Origin of the sequence: Pseudomonas sp. 21LCFQ010 (assembly GCF_024129905.1) — a bacterium.
Classification (GTDB): Bacteria; Pseudomonadota; Gammaproteobacteria; order Pseudomonadales; family Pseudomonadaceae; genus Aquipseudomonas.
On record NZ_JAMYDZ010000008.1, the window covers coordinates 18,801 to 37,099 of the forward strand.

6 protein-coding genes are annotated in these 18,299 nt (G+C 64.8%); 1 reads left to right on the forward strand and 5 read right to left on the reverse strand.

Annotation, left to right across the window (positions count from 1 at the left end):
• Positions 1-61 precede the first annotated feature (61 nt).
• Positions 62-1,048, reverse strand: coding sequence for a TauD/TfdA family dioxygenase (locus NJC38_RS11585; protein ID WP_253114768.1), 987 nt, complete (start codon positions 1,046-1,048; stop codon positions 62-64).
• A 236-nt stretch (positions 1,049-1,284) separates the two neighbouring features.
• Between NJC38_RS11585 and NJC38_RS11590 the strand changes: the two genes are divergently transcribed.
• Entirely contained in the window at positions 1,285-2,241 is a 957-nt protein-coding gene (locus NJC38_RS11590; protein WP_253114770.1) for a siderophore-interacting protein, read from the forward strand.
• Positions 2,242-2,357: 116 nt separating this feature from the next.
• On the opposite strand, the gene NJC38_RS11595 is transcribed toward NJC38_RS11590, so the two are convergent.
• The 4 genes from NJC38_RS11595 to NJC38_RS11610 form a co-directional block, all read right to left on the reverse strand.
• A complete protein-coding gene (locus tag NJC38_RS11595; protein WP_253114773.1) occupies positions 2,358-3,131 on the reverse strand; it encodes an alpha/beta fold hydrolase in 774 nt (257 codons plus the stop codon).
• 10 nt (positions 3,132-3,141) lie between these two features.
• The gene (locus NJC38_RS11600) at positions 3,142-3,387 is read right to left on the reverse strand and encodes an MbtH family protein (RefSeq protein ID WP_045487557.1); all 246 of its coding nucleotides are present in this window, start codon (positions 3,385-3,387) and stop codon (positions 3,142-3,144) included.
• A 223-nt stretch (positions 3,388-3,610) separates the two neighbouring features.
• Positions 3,611-5,008: an aspartate aminotransferase family protein gene (locus NJC38_RS11605; protein WP_253114776.1), complete on the reverse strand. Its 1,398-nt coding sequence runs from the start codon at positions 5,006-5,008 to the stop codon at positions 3,611-3,613.
• Between the two features lie 167 nt (positions 5,009-5,175).
• On the reverse strand, positions 5,176-18,111 hold the full coding sequence (locus NJC38_RS11610) for a non-ribosomal peptide synthase/polyketide synthase (protein ID WP_253114779.1): 12,936 nt from the start codon (positions 18,109-18,111) through the stop codon (positions 5,176-5,178).
• Positions 18,112-18,299: the final 188 nt, after the last annotated feature.

Here is an 18,299-nt window from a genome sequence, read left to right on the forward strand (position 1 = left end):
CGGCCCATCAAGGGCCGGCCGGAAACATCAAACGGTCTTGTACAAGATTGTTAGCCCGTGATCAGGAGCGGATGCTGTCCGAGTGCCCTTGTGCCATGGCCACCACCACCTTGCGGCTGCCGGTAAACGGCGAACGCGCGTGCGCGGCGAGCATGTTGTCGAGCATCAACACATCGTTTTTCAGCCACGGGAAGCTGATGGTGCATTCGTCCAGCACGCCACGGATCTCGTCCAGCAAGCTGTCTTCGATGGGGCTGCCATCGCCGTAGTAAACGTTACGCGGCAGGTCTTCCTCATCGACGATGTCGAGCAGGCTTTCGCGCACTTCCGGTTGCAGGTTGGAGATATGGAACAGGTGCGCCTGGTTGAACCACACCCAGTCCTGGGTAACCGGATGCCGGGCGACGGACTGACAGATCTGTCGGGTGCGCAACTCGCCATCGTCTTTCCATTCGCACTGAATATTGTGGGCGCGGCAGTAAGCCTCTACCACCGCCGGGTCTTCAGTGTTGAACACCTGGCTCCAGTCCACATCCAGGCCGTTACCGTAGTTACGCACGTACATCAGGCGCTTATCGATGAAACGCTCGCGGATGGCGACCGGCACCCGCCGGTAGATTTCCCGGCTGTCGGCAATCGGCGTTTCGCCGCCGGTCTCGGCCGGGATCACGCTGTAGAACCAGATTTTCATCGGCCACTCGAGGGTATAGGCCTGCTCGTTATGCAGCGGAATGCTCTGGTGGGCCGGGTACTCGGTGGAGGTGTAAACACCTTTGGTGACGTTGCTGCGCGGGGTCGAACCGAACTCGTAGTTGAGCAGCGAGTGACCGAACGACGCGGCAAACTCACGAAACGCCTCATTACCGGCGACTTCGAAGCCGCGAAAAAGTATGCCGCCACTCTCGATCAGATGCCGATCAACCAGCGGCTTGAGTTCGGCAAAGGCTTCCAGCAGGTCCAGGCCTGGCTCTGGCGCCTGGATGATCAACGGCAGGTTGCCTTTGTCTGCCTGCAGCGGCTTGATATCGAAACTCAACACTTCACTCATGGAATAACCTCTGGCGCTCAAGTAAGCCTGTTGCCGCAATCAAATGAGGGCGAGGCTCCCAGGCGATGATGGATAACGGGATCTGCACACGGGCATTGAACGAACTGCTCTGTTTCAGGCTGGGACGATTACCCGCCGGGGAAAATTAGCCACGCCCGCGATACCCGGCGCACAGGTAAAGCCCAAGGGTCGCTACTCGTTATCTGGTTATCCATCCTTGCAAGAGGCGGCGCCCCATGTCTTCCCTGACACAAACCCTGCGCAACGCTGTGCAGAAGATCATCCCGAGCAAAAAGCCCAGCTACCGGATCTTCGATATCGAGCTCAAGCAACGCATCGAGATCAGCCCATCGCTGACCCGCTTTGTCTTCACCGGCCCCGAGGTGCAGTTGATGAACACCCTGGCGCCCGACCAGCGGGTCAAGATGCTGTTCCCAGGCACAGACGGCGTAGCGCCCCAGCTCCCCCACGACGGTAACTGGCATCAGACCCTGCGCGGCCTGCCAGCAGAGAAAAAGCCGCCGATGCGCACCTACACCATCCGTGCCTTGCGCCGTGATCAGGCCGAAGTGGATGTGGAGTTCGTGCTGCATGGCGAGACGGGTCCGGCGTCGAGCTGGGCAACCCATGCCAGGCCCGGTGACCGCTTGCAGATGGTTGCGCCGGATGGCGCGCAAGGCGGCGATCCGGGCGGTTATGAATGGCAGCCACCGGCAGGCATCCGGCATGTGTTGCTGATTGGCGATGAAACGGCGCTGCCAGCGATTGCCGGAATCCTTGAGCAGTTGAGCGACTGGCCGCAGCCACCGCAAGTGCAGGCGTTTATCGAGGTGCCGCATGCCACGGACCGTCAGCAGATCCGCCAACCGGCCAATGCTCAGGTGAACTGGCTGGTCCGTGATGAGCTGGGGCTGGGTCATGGCGAGGGTATGCGCCGCGCCGCGCTGGAGCTGGCCACGCTGCCGGAATCGGCGGCACGAGCCGCTAAACCGCAGAAGCTTGCAGAGGTGGATGTGGATACACAGATCCTTTGGGATCGGGCCAGGCCGGCCGATCAGGAATTTTATGCCTGGGTGGCTGGTGAGTCAGCAGCGGTCATGACAATTCGTCGGCACCTGGTCGGTGAACTGGGGCTGGATAAACGCGCCCTCACCTTCATGGGTTACTGGCGGCTGGGGCGGGTTCTGGACTGAGGCGCCTGGCGGCTAAAACAAATACCATCCGGTCGGAGGTCGTGATTTGGAATACTGTGGGAACGAGCGGGCGGCGATCCGTCTCGCTCGTGAAGGCTATGTACCAGGCGCCACATTTATAGCGCCTGGCACACAGCCTTCGCGACCAAGGTCGCTCCCACATCTGTGAGCCTCTGATATTTGCGTAAATCCATTTCCAGGCTGGAGCGCAGAATCCGTAGCACCTTGGCTTCCTGCTCATGGATGAAGAAGTGCTTGCCCGGCAGCATTTCCAGAGAGAAGTTGGCGCTGCTCTCCAGTTGCCAGGCGATCAACTGCTCCTGGGTGGCCTTGTCTTCCTTGCCGCCCAGTACATGGACCGGGCAGCTCAGACGCGGTCGTTGCCGGTATTCATAAATTCCGCACAGACGAAAATCCGCCCGCAGAATGGGCAGCGTCAGGGCCATCAGCTCGTCGTTGTCCAGCACCTCTTGCGGGGTGCCGTTGAGCTCGCGCAGTTCGGTCTTGAGTTCGTCGTCGGTCTTCGGGTCGGCAAAGCCTTTGGCATAGTCGTCACGCTGGCTCGGCGCGGCGGTGCCGGAGGCGAACAGTGAGACCGGCTCGGGCGCGCCAAACTCGCGCAGGGCATGGGCCATTTCAAAGGCCAACAGTGCACCGAGGCTGTGCCCGAACAAGGCGTAAGGGCCGTTGATGCGCGGAATCAGCTCCTTGACCAGTTGCCGGGCCAGGGCCTGCATGTCGGTCTGCAGCGGCTCGCCAAGGCGCGCGCCACGGCCGGGCAGCTCGACTGGCTGCACGCTCAGCCACTCGGGCAGCTTGCGCCGCCAGCGGCTATAGACCATGGCGCTGGCGCCAGAATACGGCAGGCAGAAGAGTTGCACGGTTGTCATGCTGCGAGCCTCAGTGAGCGGCCTGGGCTTCTTGCTTGAGGCGCGCCTGCTCTTCCATGTGCTTGCGCAGGCTCAGCGGGCGCATGTCGGTCCAGACTTCCTCAATGTAGGCCAGGCACTCTTTCTTGAAGCCGCTCTTGCCCACAGTGCGCCAGCCGTTCGGAATTTCCTTGTAGTCAGGCCAGATGGAGTACTGCTCTTCGTGGTTGACCACCACCTGGAACAGGATGTCTTCACGATCGAATACTGAGGTCATGGGTGTAGCTCCGTAGTAAGGCTGAGAGTCGTCGGGCAGCGCGCAGCGCCGCTCTGAGGAATAAACGATTGGGATGAATGAAAATTAAGTCTTCATTTGCCGCCTGAGAAACCACCACCGAATCAGCAGGTGCCACGCAATGCTGTGGTATATCCGCAAAGAATTCGGTGGTTTGCCCGGCCCTTTCGCGAGCAGAGCTCGCTCCCACCGGGTACACACACCATCAGGCCGAGAGAATCGCTGCATGCACGGCCTTGGCAAAGATCCGCCCGACCTGGTCGACCTGTTCGGCGCTGATGATCAGCGGTGGCAGAAAACGCACCACGCTGCCGTGGCGGCCGCCCAGTTCGAGGATCAACCCGCGTTTGAGGCATTCGCGCTGAACCCGACTGGCCAGGGCGCCGTTGTGCGGCGCATGGCCCTGGGCATCCGGCTTGCCGTCGGGGTCGACCAGTTCAACACCGAGCATCAACCCCAGGCCGCGTACATCGCCCAGTTGCGGTACGCGCTGTTGCAGCTCGAGCAGGTGGCTGCGCAGGCGCTGGCCCATGTCGGCGGCGTGCTGCACCAGGTTGTGTTGTTCGATGTAGCGGATCACCGCCGAGCCTGCGGCCATGGCCATCTGGTTGCCGCGGAAGGTGCCGGCGTGGGCGCCGGGCTGCCAGGCGTCGAGCCAGTCCTGGTAGACCATCACGGCCAGCGGCAGGCTGCCGCCGATGGCTTTGGACATCACCACCACGTCGGGGATGATGCCGGCGTGTTCGAAGGCGAACAGTTTGCCGGTGCGGGCGAAGCCGCTCTGGATTTCGTCGATGATCAGCGGAATCTTGTGCCGGGCGGTGATCTCACGCAGGCCGCGCAGCCAGCTGTTGGCCGCCGGAATCACCCCGCCCTCGCCCTGCACCACTTCAACGATGATCCCGGCCGGTGGCTGGACGCCGCTTTCCGGGTCGCTGAGCAGGTTCTCCAGGTAATGCAGGTTGGTCTGTACCCCGGCTTCGCCACCCTGGCCGAACGGGCAGCGGTAGTCGTAGGGGAATGGCATGAACTGCACGCCGGTGCTGAGCAGCGAGCCCAGCGGGGTCTTGGCCTTGAGGTTGCCCATCAGGCTCAGCGCGCCCTGGCTCATGCCGTGGTAGCCGCCGTGGAAGGCCAGTACGGTGCTGCGGCCAGTGGCGATGCGTACCAGTTTCAGCGCCGCTTCCACCGCGTCGGTGCCGGTGGGGCCGGTGAACTGGATCTTGGCCTTGGCCGACAGCGCGGGCGGCAGCACGGCAAACAGGTCCTGGACGAAGCGGTCCTTGATCGGCGTGCTGAGGTCCAGGGTGTGCAGCGGCAGTTCGTCGTCGAGCACCTTGCGGATCGCGTCGGTGATCACCGGGTGGTTATGCCCCAAGGCCAGGGTCCCGGCGCCGGCCAGGCAGTCGATGAAGATCCGCCCTTCGACGTCTTCGACATGAATGCCACGGGCGCGCTTGAGCGCCAGCGGAATGCGCCGCGGGTAGCTGCGGGCATTGGATTCCTGCTGCTTTTGCCGGGCCAGGATGGGGTTGTCTTCGAAGTGGTAATCCTTGTCTTCGTCCTGGGCCTTGGTCGGGCTTTCGGCAAACGCTGTGCTCATGGTTGCGCTCCTGGATACGGTTAAAAGCCGTGATGTAGCTGATTAAATCTGTAGGAGCGACCTTGGTCGCGAAGACGGACTGCCAGGCGATAGAGATGTATCGCCTGGCCAGGCCCTTTCGCGAGCAAGCTCGCTCCCACAGGTGTTCACCTGATTAATCGGTACGGTTACAACGCCTCCAGCCTCGCCATCAGGTCGTCAATGGCGCTGACTTTTTCTTCGGTCAGGGCGGCGCCGTCGAGTTTTTCGATGTGCTGCGCCAGTTCCTGCACGGTGCTGCACTCGAACATGGCCCGCAGCGGGACGCTGCGTTGCAGGGTCTGTTGCACACGCGAGGCGATCTGGGTGGCGAGCAGCGAGTGGCCGCCGAGGTCGAAGAAGTTGTCGGTGATGCCGACTTTCTCGACGCCCAGCACATCGCTCCAGATCTGCGCCAGGGTGGTTTCCAGTTCGCTGGTCGGTGCCTGGTAGTGCTGGCTGGCGTTGAACTCCAGGGCTGGCAGGGCCTTGCGGTCGAGTTTGCCGTTGGGGTTGAGCGGCAGCTTGTCGAGCACCTGCCAGTGACGCGGCACCATGTACTCGGGCAGGGTCTGCGCCAGGTGGGCCTTGAGTGCGTCAACATCAACCGCGTCGTCACGACCGACCAGGTAGCCGACCAGGTAATGGCCGGTGGCGGTGTGCTGCGCGGCCACGGCGCCGTCGCGGATCTGTGGCCACTGGCGCAACCGCGCTTCGATCTCGCCCAGTTCGATGCGGTAGCCACGGATCTTGACCTGATGGTCGGCGCGGCCAACGTATTCGAGCACGCCGTCGTTGCGCCGCCGGGCCAGGTCGCCGCTGCGGTACAGGCGCTCGCCGGGGGCACCGAACGGGTTGGGCAGGTAGCTGCTGGCGGTGCGCAGCGGGTCGTTCAGGTAGCCACGGCCGACGCCGGTGCCGGCAATGAACAGCTCGCCATGGGCCAGGGCGGCCACCGCCTGCAGTTCTTCGTCGAGGACATACAGGCGGTTGTTGTCGGTCGGTGTACCGATCGGCAGGTAGCTGCCGGCGGTGGAGGCTTGATCGACCGGGAACAGCGCCACGTCGTCGGAACATTCGGCCGGGCCGTAGGCGTTGACCAGCGTGACCTGTGGATAACGCTCCAGCCACTGGCGAGCCAGCGCCGGCGGCATGGCTTCACCGGTCGGCAGCAACCAGCGCAAGGTGCTCAGCTCGGCCTGGGGCTCGGCCAGCAGGCTCTGGATCAATGACGGTACGCTTTCCAGCACGGTGATGCCGGTTGCGCGAACGTGGCTGAGCAGCGCGGCCGGGTCGTGGGCGATCAGGTCCGGGACGATCTCGACCCTGGCGCCGCACAGCCCGGCGGCGAGGAACTGCCACACCGAGATATCAAAGCTCTGCGAGGCGGTCTGGGCGATCACCGAGTGTTCGTCGAGGCCAAAGTACGGCACCTTGCTCAACTGGTTGTTGAGCATGCCGGCCTGGTGCACGGCCACGCCCTTGGGCACGCCAGTGGAACCGGAGGTGTAGATCACGTAGGCCAGGTGCTGGCCGCTGACCGGAACGTTCGGCGCGGTCTCGTTACCCGAACCTTGCTGAACCTCGTCCCAGACCAGCAGTTTTGGCCGGCCCGTGGCGCAGCCCAGTTCTTCGAGCAGTTGCTCGGCCAGCTCACGACAGGCCGTGCTGCACACCAGCACGTCGGCGGCGCTGGTGTCGATGATCTGCGCCAGCCGCTGCTGCGGGTGCGCCGGGTCCAGCGGCAGGTAACCGGCACCGGCTTTGAGCGTGCCGTTGATCATGCCCAGCAACGCCAGGCTGCGTTCGGCGAGAAGCGCCACTGGCTGGTCGGGCTGCACCCCGGCCGCCAGCAACGCATGACCCAGGCGATTGGCACGGCGCTCCAGCTCAGCGTAACTCCACGCTTCGCCCTGGCAGGCGGCGGCGATGCGCTGCGGATGGGCGGCCACTTGGGCCTCGAACAGCGGCACGTAGCCCTGTTCGAAGGGGTAGCTGCGTTCGCTACGGTTGCAGTCTTCGGTCAGCAAGCGGCGCTCGTCGTCGCCCAACAGCGGTAGCGCGGCGAAGTCTTGGTCGAAGCCGTCGGCCAGGGCCAGCAGCAGACGCTGGAAGTCGCCGAGCAGGCGCTGCACGGTCGGCTCGTCGAAGAAGCGCTGGTCATAGGACAGGTGCAGGCCGAGGTCGTCACCGGGGTAGCAGACCACGGTCAACGGGTAGTTGGTGTGGGTGCGGCCGGAGCCGGAGCGCGCATTGAGGCCTTCGGCGCCCTGCAACACGGTGGCGTCTACCGGCGCGTTCTCGAACACGAACAGGCTGTCGAACAGTGGCTGGCCCTTGGGCAGTTCACTGCATTCCTGAATGCTGACCAGCGGCAGGTGCTCATGCTCGCGCAGTTCAAGATTGCGCTCGAACACCTGTTGTAGCCACTGACGCACGCTTAAGGACTCGCCGGCGGCCGGCATCGGCACGCGCAATGGAATGCTGTTGATGAACAGGCCGACGCAGTTCTGCATCTGCGGCAGGCTGGCCGGGCGACCGGCCACGGTGACGCCGAACAGCACATCACGCTCGCCGCTGTAGCGACGCAATACCAGCGACCAGGCAGCCTGGGCGAACGTGTTGACGGTCAACTGGTGCTGCTGCGCCAGTTCCCGCAGGCGTGCGCCCTGCTCTGCTTGCAGACGGCTGTACACATCGCCGACGCGCATGCCGCCGTTGTCGTGGAGGATCGGCCGGTCGCTGGGGATCAGGGTCGGGCGTTCGAAGCCGGCCAGCGCCTCTTGCCAGTATTCACGGGACTGCGCCAGGCCCTGATGATGCAGCCAGGAGATAAACTCGCGATACCGCGGCGGTGTCGGCAAGTTGGCCTCGCGGCCTTCACCGAGCGCCTGATAGAAGGCGAAGAAGTCGCCCATCATGATCGAACGGCACCAGGCATCGATCAGGATGTGGTGGTTGCTCATGATGAACCAGTGCCGGTCATTGGCCAGACGAATCAGGCGCAGGCGCAGTGGCGGGGTTTGCAGCAGTTCGAAACCGGCCAGCCGCTCCTCTTCCAGCAATTGTTGCAGACGGGCCTCATGGCCGTCTGGCGGCAAGGCGCTCCAGTCGAGCAATTCCACACCGTCACCATCACCACGGTGGATGATCTGCAGCATCTGCTCGCCGGTGCTCCACACAAACGAGGCGCGCAACGCTTCGTGACGGGCCACCACCGCGCGCCAGGCACGGTCGAAGCGCTCGACGTCCAGCTCGCTGTCGATGCTGTAGCGGTCCTGCATGAAGTAGATGCCGGTACCGGATTCGAGCAGAGTGTGCAGCAGCATGCCCTCTTGCATCGGGGTCAGCGGGAACACATCGTCGATGGCCTTGAACGGCAGCGGCAGTGCATCGAGCTGGGCCTGGTTCAACCGCGCCAGCGGGAAGTCCGACGGCGTGACGCCACCGGCTTCGGGAGCCAGGCAATGGGCGATCAAGGTGCGCAGTTCGGTTTGATAATCGGCAGCCAGACGCTCAATGGTCGCGGTGTCGAACAGTTGCTCGCTGAAGGTCCAGCGCAGGGTCAGTTCACCGCCGTACACCTGGCCGTCGACGCTGAGCCAGTTGGGCAATGCGGCATCGGCGGCATGCTGGGCGCCACCGGCTTCGTCCAGCGGGCGCAACAGGGCGTCGTCGGCAAAGCCCTGATCGAACTGCCCCAGGTAGTTGAAGGTGATTCGTGCTTGCGGCAACGCTGCCATGGCCTGGCGGCTACCGGCATCGGCCAGGTAGCGCAACACGCCGTAACCCAGACCTTTGTGCGGCACGCTGCGCAGCTGTTCCTTGATCGCCTTGAGGCTGTCACCCGGCTCGGCGGCAGGTTGCAGACGCAAGGTGTAGGCACTGGTGAACCAGCCGACCGTGCGGCTCAGGTCGATGTCGTCGAACAGCTCTTCACGACCGTGGCCTTCCAGTTGCACCAGCGCCGAGTCGCGGCCGGTCCAGGCACACAGGGTGCGGGCCAGGGCGCTGAGCAGCAGGTCGTCGACCCGCGCCCGGTAGGCCTGCGGGGCCTGGTACAACAGTTGCCGGGTGGTCTCGGCATCCAGGCTCAGGCTGACCCGCCGGGCATCGCGCTCCAGGTTCGGCTGGCCGACGCGGTCCAGCGGCAGGTCACCCTGCGCGCCATGCAACCGGGTCTGCCACCAATCCAGTTCTTCTCGCAGCGACTCGCTGCCGGCATAGGCCTGCAAGCGCCCGGCCCAGTCGCGCAGCGAGCTGGTCTTGGCCGGCAGTTGCGGTTGTTCGCCGCGTTCCAGTTGCTGATAGAGGTTGTGCAGGTCTTCCAACAGCACCCGCCACGACACACCGTCCACCGCCAGGTGATGCACCGCGATTAGCAGGCGATCCTGCTCACCGGGAATCAGCACCGCACGCAGCAACGGACCGCGTTGCAGGTCAAGGCTCTGCTGGGCCTGTTCGAAGATCGCCAGACGTTGTTCGGCGTTGTCGGCCAGGCGTACCCAGAGCAGTTCCTGGCTCGGGTCATGGGCGACGAATTGCGCACTCGCGCCATCAGTCAAGCGCAGCCGCAGCGCATCGTGGTGGCTGACCAGGGTTTGCAGCGCCTGTTCCAGCAGCGTGGCTTGCAACGGTCGCGCAGCCTGGAGCAGCAACGACTGGTTCCAGTGCTGCGGGTTGGCCTGCTGTTGCTCGACGAACCAGTGCTGGATCGGCGTCAGGCCGGTTGCGCCCAGCACCGGGCCTTGATCGATGCTCAACCGCTCGGTCTGCCGCGCCGCGGTGGCCAGGGTGCGCACGGTCTGGTGCAGGAACAGGTCTTTGGCACTGAAGTGCACGCCGGCCTGGCGGGCGCGGCTGACCACCTGAATGGACAGGATCGAGTCGCCGCCCAAAGCAAAGAAGTTGTCGTCGATCCCGACCCGCGCCACGCCCAGCACCGACTGCCAGACCTGCGCCAGGCTCTGCTCCACAACATTGCGCGGTGCCTGATAGTCGCTCTGCGCGGCACTGAGGTCCGGTTGCGGCAGAGCCCGGCGGTCGAGTTTGCCGTTGGCGGTCAGCGGGAATTGCTCCAGCAGCATCAGGTGCGCGGGCACCATATGGTCTGGCAAGGCGCTGTGCAGTTGCGCCTTGAGTTGCTCGACCAGTTCACTGGCCGCCACCCCGTCCTCACTCAACAGGTAACCGACCAGTTGCTTGCCCGACGGGCCGTCGAGGGCCAGCACCACGGCTTCACGCACCTGTTCATGGGCCAGCAGGCAGGCTTCGATTTCACCCAGCTCAATGCGGAAGCCGCGCACCTTGACCTGCTGGTCGATACGCCCGAGGTATTCCAGCTGACCGTCGCTGCCCTGGCGTACCAGGTCGCCGGTGCGGTACATGCGGCCACCGGTTGCCGCAAATGGATCGGCAACAAAGCGCTCGGCGCTCATGGCGGCGCGGCCCCCCGAGTAGCTACTAGCCAAGTAACCACGGGCCAGGCCGTAACCGCCGACAAACAACTCACCACTGGCACCGGCCGGCACCAGCGCCAGATCAGCATCCAATACGTACAGGCTGCGGCTGCCGACCACCCGACCAATCGGCACGCTGCCCAGCCCTTGCGACAATTGCGCCGGCGCAGTGCTGGCGGTGGGCATGACCACGGTTTCGGTCGGGCCGTAGGCGTTGATCACGGCTTGCGGGGTAAAGCTGTCGCGCAGGGTTTGCAGATGCTCCGGGGTCAACGCTTCGCCGCCGGTGATGATCAGCCGTACCGGCAGGGTTTCGTCGTGGCTGCGCAGCCATTGGGCCAATTGCCCGCCATAGCTTGGGGTAAAGCCCAGCACGTTGATGTTATGGGTGCGGATCAGGCCGCACACCGACTCGGCATCCCACTGGCCTTGCTCACGCAGCACCACTTCGGCGCCAAACAGCAGCGGCACCAACAGGCGTTCGCTGGCGGCATCGAAGTTGATCGAATAGAAGTGCAGTTCGCAGTCTGCCGGATTGGTGGCGAACAGTTCGCCCACCGCTTGCAGGTGCATGGCCAGCGGCCCCTGGGTCACCGCCACGCCCTTGGGCAGGCCGGTGGAGCCGGAGGTGTAGATCAGGTAGGCCAGATGCTCCGGCTGGCTGCGCTCTGGCAGATTAGTGCCGGGGTAGCCGGCCAGCGCAGCGCTGTCCTGCTCCAGGCTCCAGGCCTGCACACCCGCCGGCAGCGGCGCCAGTTGGGCGAACAGCGCGTCATGCCCGAGCAATACGCTGATGCCGCTGTCTTCGATCATGTAGCTCAGCCGCTGTTGCGGGTACTCCGGGTCCAGCGGCACGTAAGCGCCACCGGCCTTGAGCACGGCCAGCAGGCCAACCACCATGTCCAGCGAGCGGCGCAGGGCCAGGCCCACCCGGACCTCCGGGCCGACGCCCAGCTCGACCAGCCGATGGGCCAGGCGATTGGCGCGGCTGTTGAGTTCGGCGTAGCTCAGCGACTGGCCCGCGCAGGTCACCGCACGGCCATCCGGTGTGGCGCCAGCCTGGGCCTGGAACAGTGCCTGCACGCTGGCCGGAATCGGGTTCAGCTCAGTGCCACGTCCGTTGTCCAGCAATGCCTGACGATCAGCCGCGCTCAACAGCGGCAGTTCGCTCAGGCGGGTGTCCGGGTCAGCGAGCATGGCGCGCAGCAACTGCTGCCAGTGCTCGGCCATGGCTTCGATGCGCGCGGCGTCGAACAGGTCGGTGCTGTAAGTCAGGCAGCAGCGCAGTTGCGCGTCGAAGTCAGTGACTTCCAGGTTGAGATCGAACTTGGTGGCGCGGGCGTCGTTGACCAGGTAATCCACCTGCACCCCGCCGGCCAGTTCGCGCTGCTGCTGGAACTCCCAGCGCTGCACGTTGCACATCACCTGAAACAGCGGGTTGAACGCGGCGCTGCGCTGCGGCTGCAGGGCTTCGACCAGATGGTCGAACGGGATGTCCTGATGCGACTGACCGTCGATGGCCACCTGGCGCACCTGCTCCAGCAGTTCGCTGACCCGCATCTGGCCATGCGGCTGGATCCGCAGCACCTGGGTGTTGAGGAAGGCGCCGATCAGCCCTTCGCTTTCCGGGCGGATCCGGTTGGCCAACGGCACGCCAATGCGCAGATCGTCCTGGCCGCCGTAGCGGTACAGCAAGGTGGCCAGTGCGGCGGTCATGGTCATGAACAGGGTCAGGCCGCGCTCACTGTTGAAGCGGCTGACCTGACGGGCCAGGTTCTCGTCCAGATCAAAGCGGTGCAGTTCGCCGCGATGGCTTTGCACTGCCGGCCGCGGCCGATCGCTGGGCAGGGTCAGCAGCGGCTGTTCGCCGCCCAGTTGGCCTTGCCAGTAAGCGAGCTGGCGCTGCATCTCGCCGCCTTCCAGCCACTGGCGATGCCAGGCGCTGTAGTCCAGGTACTGCACCGGCAGCGGCGCCAGGGAGCAATCGTGACCGGCGACGAAGTCGGCATACAGCAGCGACAATTCGCGGGCAAAGATGTCCATCGCCCAGCCTTCGGTGACGATATGGTGCAGGGTGATCAGCAGGTGGTGCTCCTGCTCGCCGCTCTGGCCCAGACCGCTGTTGACCAGGCAGACGCGCAGCAACGGACCGGTCTCCAGATTGAACGGCGCATGGGCCTGCTCATCGGCCAGCCGCTCGATGGCCGCCTGACGCTCAGTTGCAGGCTGGGCCGAAATGTCCAGGCGCTGCATCTGCACATCGGACTGGTCGGTCACCCGCTGCCACGGCTTGCCGTCATCACTCGGGAAGGTTGTGCGCAGGCTTTCGTGGCGCAGGATCAGCGCCTGCAAGGCACGTTCGAACGCCTCGACATTCAGCGCCCCGCGCAACCGCGCCATGCCGCCAACGTTGTAGGCCGGGCTGTCCGGGTCCATTTGCCAGAGGAACCACATGCGCTGCTGCGAATACGACAGCGGCACGCGCTGGCTGCGGTCGACCAGGGCGATGGCGCCCTGGGTGTCGCTCAGGCCCTCGGCCTGGGCCCGGGCGACCCAGGCGGCGAAGTCTTCCAGGCGCCGCGACTCGAACAGGCTGCGCAGCGGCAACTCGACCGAGAACGCCTGGCGGGCGCGGGACACAATCCGGGTGGCGAGCAGCGAATGGCCGCCCAGTTCGAAGAAATCGTCATCCAGGCCGACCTGCTGCAGGCCGAGAATTTCAGCCCAGATCGCGGCCAGCTTCTGCTCCAGCTCGTTACGCGGTGCGCGGTACTCACGCTGGGCAACATCCGGTTGCGGCAGGGCGCGACGGTCGAGCTTGCCGCTCGGGGTCAGCGGGAATTGTTCGATACGCAGGACATGCGCCGGGATCATCGGCTCCGGCAAGGCGCTGCGCAGGGCATCGCGGATACGCTCAGCCAGTGCCGCATCCGGCTCGTCACCTTCAGCGACTACATAGGCGAGTAACTGGGCACCCACCGCGCCTTCGCCAAGGATCACCAGCGCCTGGCTGATGCCCGGCTGGGCGAGGATCGCGTTGCGGATTTCATCTAGTTCAATGCGTACACCGCGCAGCTTGACCTGCTCATCCAGACGCCCCAGGTACTCCAGAGCACCGTCGGCCCGCCAGCGCGCCAGGTCACCGCTGCGGTACAAGCGGCCACCGTCCTCGGCAGGCAGAAAGCGGCTAGCGGTCAGCGCTGGCTGGCCGAGGTAACCCCGGGCCAGGGCATTGCCGCCCAGCAGCAATTCGCCCCGCGCCCCCCGTGGCGCCAGTTGCCCGTCGGCGTCGTGAATCGCGGTCAGCACATTGCTCAGTGGCCGGCCGATTGGCACCCGGACGGTGGCTTCGCCGTCGCACTGCCAGTAGGTAACGTTGATCGCGGTTTCGGTCGGCCCATAGCGGTTATGCAGCGTCACCGACGGCAGGCGCTGGTGAATGCGCCGGCACAACTCGGCCGGCAGCGCTTCGCCGCCGGAGAACAGGTGGCGCAGGCTGCTGCACTGGCTGAAGTGTTCCTCATCGGCGAACAGTTGCAGCAACGGCGGCACGAAGTGCAGCAGGGTCACGCCATGCTCGCGCACCCGTTCGACCAAGCGTCGCGGGTCACGATGCTCGCCATTGGCGGCCAGCACCAGACGGCTGCCGCAGATCAGCGGCAGCAGGCATTCCCATAGCGATACGTCAAAGCTCAGCGGGGCTTTTTGCAGCAGCACGTCTTGCGGGCCGACCGCGTATTCATGCTGCATCCAGGCCAGGCGTTCGATCAGCGCGCCGTAGCTGTTGCCCACCGCCTTGGGCAAGCCGGTGGAACCGGAGGTGTAAATCACATAGGCCAGGTTGTGCGGATGCACGTCGACTTGCGGACCGGCATCGGCGCCCGGCCCTTGAGCCACATCATCCAGCGCCAGGCTGGCAAGCGACTCAGGCAGCGCGAAGCCGTCGAGCACCCGGCGCTGGCCCAGCAACAGCGCCACGCAGCTGTCGCGGAGCATATGCTGCAGGCGCTCGACCGGGTAATCCGGGTCCAGCGGCACATAGACGGCACCGGCCTTGACGATGGCCAGCAGGCCGATCATCAGCTCCAGCGAGCGCTCGGCCAGTACCCCGACCCGCACTTCCGGGCCGATGCCCTGGGCTTGCAGGCGTAGCGCCAGTTGGTTGGCCTTGCGCTCCAGCTCGGCATAGCTCAGTGACTGGTCGCCAGACACCAGGGCGGTCTGCTCAGCGCTGGCGCCGGCCTGTTGACTCAGGCGCTGCGCCAGTTGCCAGCCAGCGGATGGCTGCGGGTTGCTGCCCCAGTGGTGCAGTTGCTCACGCTCTTGTGTGCCCAGCAGTGGCAGGTCGCCCAGCGCTAGCTGCGGCTGTGCACACACCTGCTCCAGCAAGGTCACGAAGTGGCCAGCCAGTTGCTGCACGGTGGCGGCGTCGAACAGTTCGACAGCGTAGTCGAACGACAGGCGGATACGGCCCTGCGGGTCTTGCTCGCTGTGCAGTTGCAGGTCGCACTTGGCCTCGCGGCTGTGCCACGGCAGCTCTTCGGCCAGCAGGCCGGGCAGACGCTTGAGGGCATCGGTATTGCGCAGTTGGTGGTTGAACATCACCTCGAAACCGGCCGCATCGCCCAGCGCGGCACTGACCTGCTCGTAGTCGATGCTCTGGTTGACCTGCGCCGCCTGTAAGCTGGCGCTGACCGCCGCCAACAGGCTATGGAAGTCCTGGCGCGAATCGATTTGGGCGCGCAGTACTTGGGTGTTGATGAAGAAGCCGATCAGCTCTTGGGTTTCCAGCAGCGGCCGGTTGGCGTTGGGCACCCCGACGCGGATGTCGCTTTGCCCGGTGTAGCGCTGCAACAAAGTCTGGAACGCTGCCAGCAGCAGGGTAAAGCTGCTCACCTGGCGGCTGCGGGCGAGACTGTGCAAGCGCTCGCAAAGCGCCTTGTCCAGGCGCAGGCTCAGCCGCTCGGCAGCGGACACCGCTGCGCTACGCGGGCGATCCAGCGGCAGCGCCAGCGGTTCGCGCTCACCGTCCAGCGCATTGCGCCAGTAGTCGAGCTGACGCTGCTGTTCGGCGGCGTCGAAGCTGTCGCGCTGCCAGGCGGCATAGTCGGCGTACTCTACGGCCAGCGGCGCAAGTTTCAGGTCCTGGCCCTGGCTGTAGGCGGCGTACAGGCGGGCAAACTCGTCGAGCAGAATACCCAGCGACCAGCCGTCGGCGACGATGTGCTGCAGGGTCACCAGCAGCAGGTGGTCTTCTTCGTCGAGGCTGACCAGCTTGATGCGCAGCAGCGGCCCCTGTTCCAGGTCGAAATGGCTGCGTGCTTCGGCTTCCTGAATATCCCTGGCGCGGCTTTCGCGCTCGCCAGCCGGGTGCTGGCTGAGGTCTTCGCGCAGCAGTGTCCAGTCAGCCTTGGTCAGAATGCGTTGCACAGCGGCGTCGTCTTGTTGCAGGAAGCGCGTGCGCAGCGCTTCATGACGCTGTATCAGGGTGTCGAACGCGCGTTGCACCGCCGCCACGTCCAGTTCGCCGCGCAGGCGCAGGCCACCGGGGATGTTGTAGGCAATGCTCTGGGGTTGCAGTTGCCAGAGAAACCACAGCCGGTTCTGCGCCGCCGACTGCGCCAGCAGGCCGTCGCGTGGCAGCCGCGCGATACCGCTGGAGTGCCCTTCACGGCCCTCAACTGCGGCGATGAACTCAGCCAGGGTTGGCGCTTCATAGAGGGTGCGCAGTTGCACATCCAGGCCCAACTCGTCGCGCAGCTCGGCGATCATCTGGATGGCCAGGATCGAGTTGCCGCCCTGACCGAAAAAGCTCGCATCAGCGGCTAATGTCTCGACCTTGAGGTATGCACACCAGCTTCGCTCGATGCGCTGTGCCAGGCTCTGAGCCGCCGACGCTTGCGCTAGCGCACCAGAGCCGCCCTGGCGCCACAGCGTGACGGCTTGCAGGCTGCCGTCCTTGAGCTGCGCGGCGCAGGCCGAGCGTTGCAATTTGCCGCTGGAGGTCTTGGGCAGGCTGCCGGGGTCCAGCAGGGCGACCAGCGTGGGCACTTCACGATGCACTTCGGCCACTGCCTGGCGGATCTGCTCGACCAGTTGCTCGGGCGCTTGCTGGTTCTGCGCCCGCCGCCCGACTTCCGCCGCCACGCCAAACGACTCGACACCTTCGTGCTGCACCGGGAACACCGAGACCCGGCCCTTGCGTACCGCCTCGACATGGCTCTCGACGGTGCGTTCGATGTCCTGTGGATAAAGATTCTGGCCACGGATGATCAGCAGGTCCTTGATCCGCCCGCTGACGTACAACTGGCCGTCCTGGATGAAGCCCAGGTCGCCGGTGCGCAGCCAGTGCTGGCCGTCGCGCTCGAAAAACGCCTTGGCGGTGGCTTCAGGGTTGCGCCAGTAGCCGCGGGCCACACTCGGCCCGCCACTGCAGATCTCGCCCACCCGGCCTTCAGCCAGTGCCTCGCCGGTCGCGGTATCAAGAATCAGCACCGGGTGCTCCGGCTGCGGCCAGCCACAACTGGCCAGCACACTGCCCTGCCCGACACGCGCCTGATGCCGGGCCAGCGCTTCGGCATCCAGCTGCAGGGTGTCGATGCCCTGGCCCGGACGGCTGCCGGTAACGAACAGCGTGGCTTCGGCCAGCCCGTAGCTGGCCAGGTAGTTATTGGCGTCGAAGCCGCACACGGTAAAGCGCGCGGCGAAGTCCTGCAGGCTGTCCTGACGGATCGGCTCGGCGCCGGAAAACGCCACCCGCCAGCTGCGCAGGTCAAGGCCGGCCAGCTTGCTGTCGTTGATCCGCTCGCAGCACAGGCGATAGGCGAAATCGGGGCCGCCGCTGATGGTACCGCCAAAGCGGCTGATCGCCTCCAGCCAGCGCACCGGGCGTTCAAGGAAGTATTGCGGCGACATCAGCACCACCTGCACACCGCTATAGATACCCTGCAGCAGGCCGCCAATCAGGCCCATGTCGTGGTACAGCGGCAACCAGCTGACGATTACATCGCGGTCGATCGCGTAGCCCTGGCGGATCAGCCAGGAGTTGGCTTCCAGATTGGCATTGCTGACTTCAACGCCCTTGGGGGTCGAGGTCGAACCTGAGGTGTATTGCAGGAACGCGATGTCCTCAGCCTTGGGTTGGTGGCTGGTCCACGGCGCGTTGATCTCGGCGCTCAGCTCATCGACGGCGAGCAGTTCGGGCAGGCGTGCGCCATGCTCGTCCTGGGTGGCAGTGAGTGCCGGCAACAGTTGCGAGGTGGTGAGGATCAGGCTCGGCTCGGCGTCGCTGATGATCGACAACAGACGCTCCAGATGCTGCGAGCGGGTCGATTCCGGCGGGTAGGCCGGTACGGCGATAACTCCGGCGTACAGGCAGGCAAAGAACGACGCCACATAGTCCGGGCCGCTGGTCAGCAGCAGCAGGGCACGGTCACCGGGCTTGAAGCGCTGCGCCAGCACGGCAGCAATGGTCTGCGCCCGGGCATCAAGTTGGCGGTAGCTGAGCACCAGGCCTTCTTCGCTGTGGCCGTCGAGAAAACGCAGGGCCGGTTCATCGCCACGCGACGCGGCATGACGCATCAGGGCGTGAGCCAGAGAAATCGGTCGCTCGAAGAAATTTGCCATCGCTGTACCTGTCCTCAATCCATGCGGTGGGGCGCGCTACCGGGGGAACAGGCAGCCGCGCTTACATAGAATCGAAGACGGGTGACAGCGGGGAAAAATTAGCCTGACGCAATGGCGTGATAGCACTTTAGGCGTGTCGTTTGAGCGCTGAAGAAAAGACTCAAAAAATAATCATTATCATTTGACAC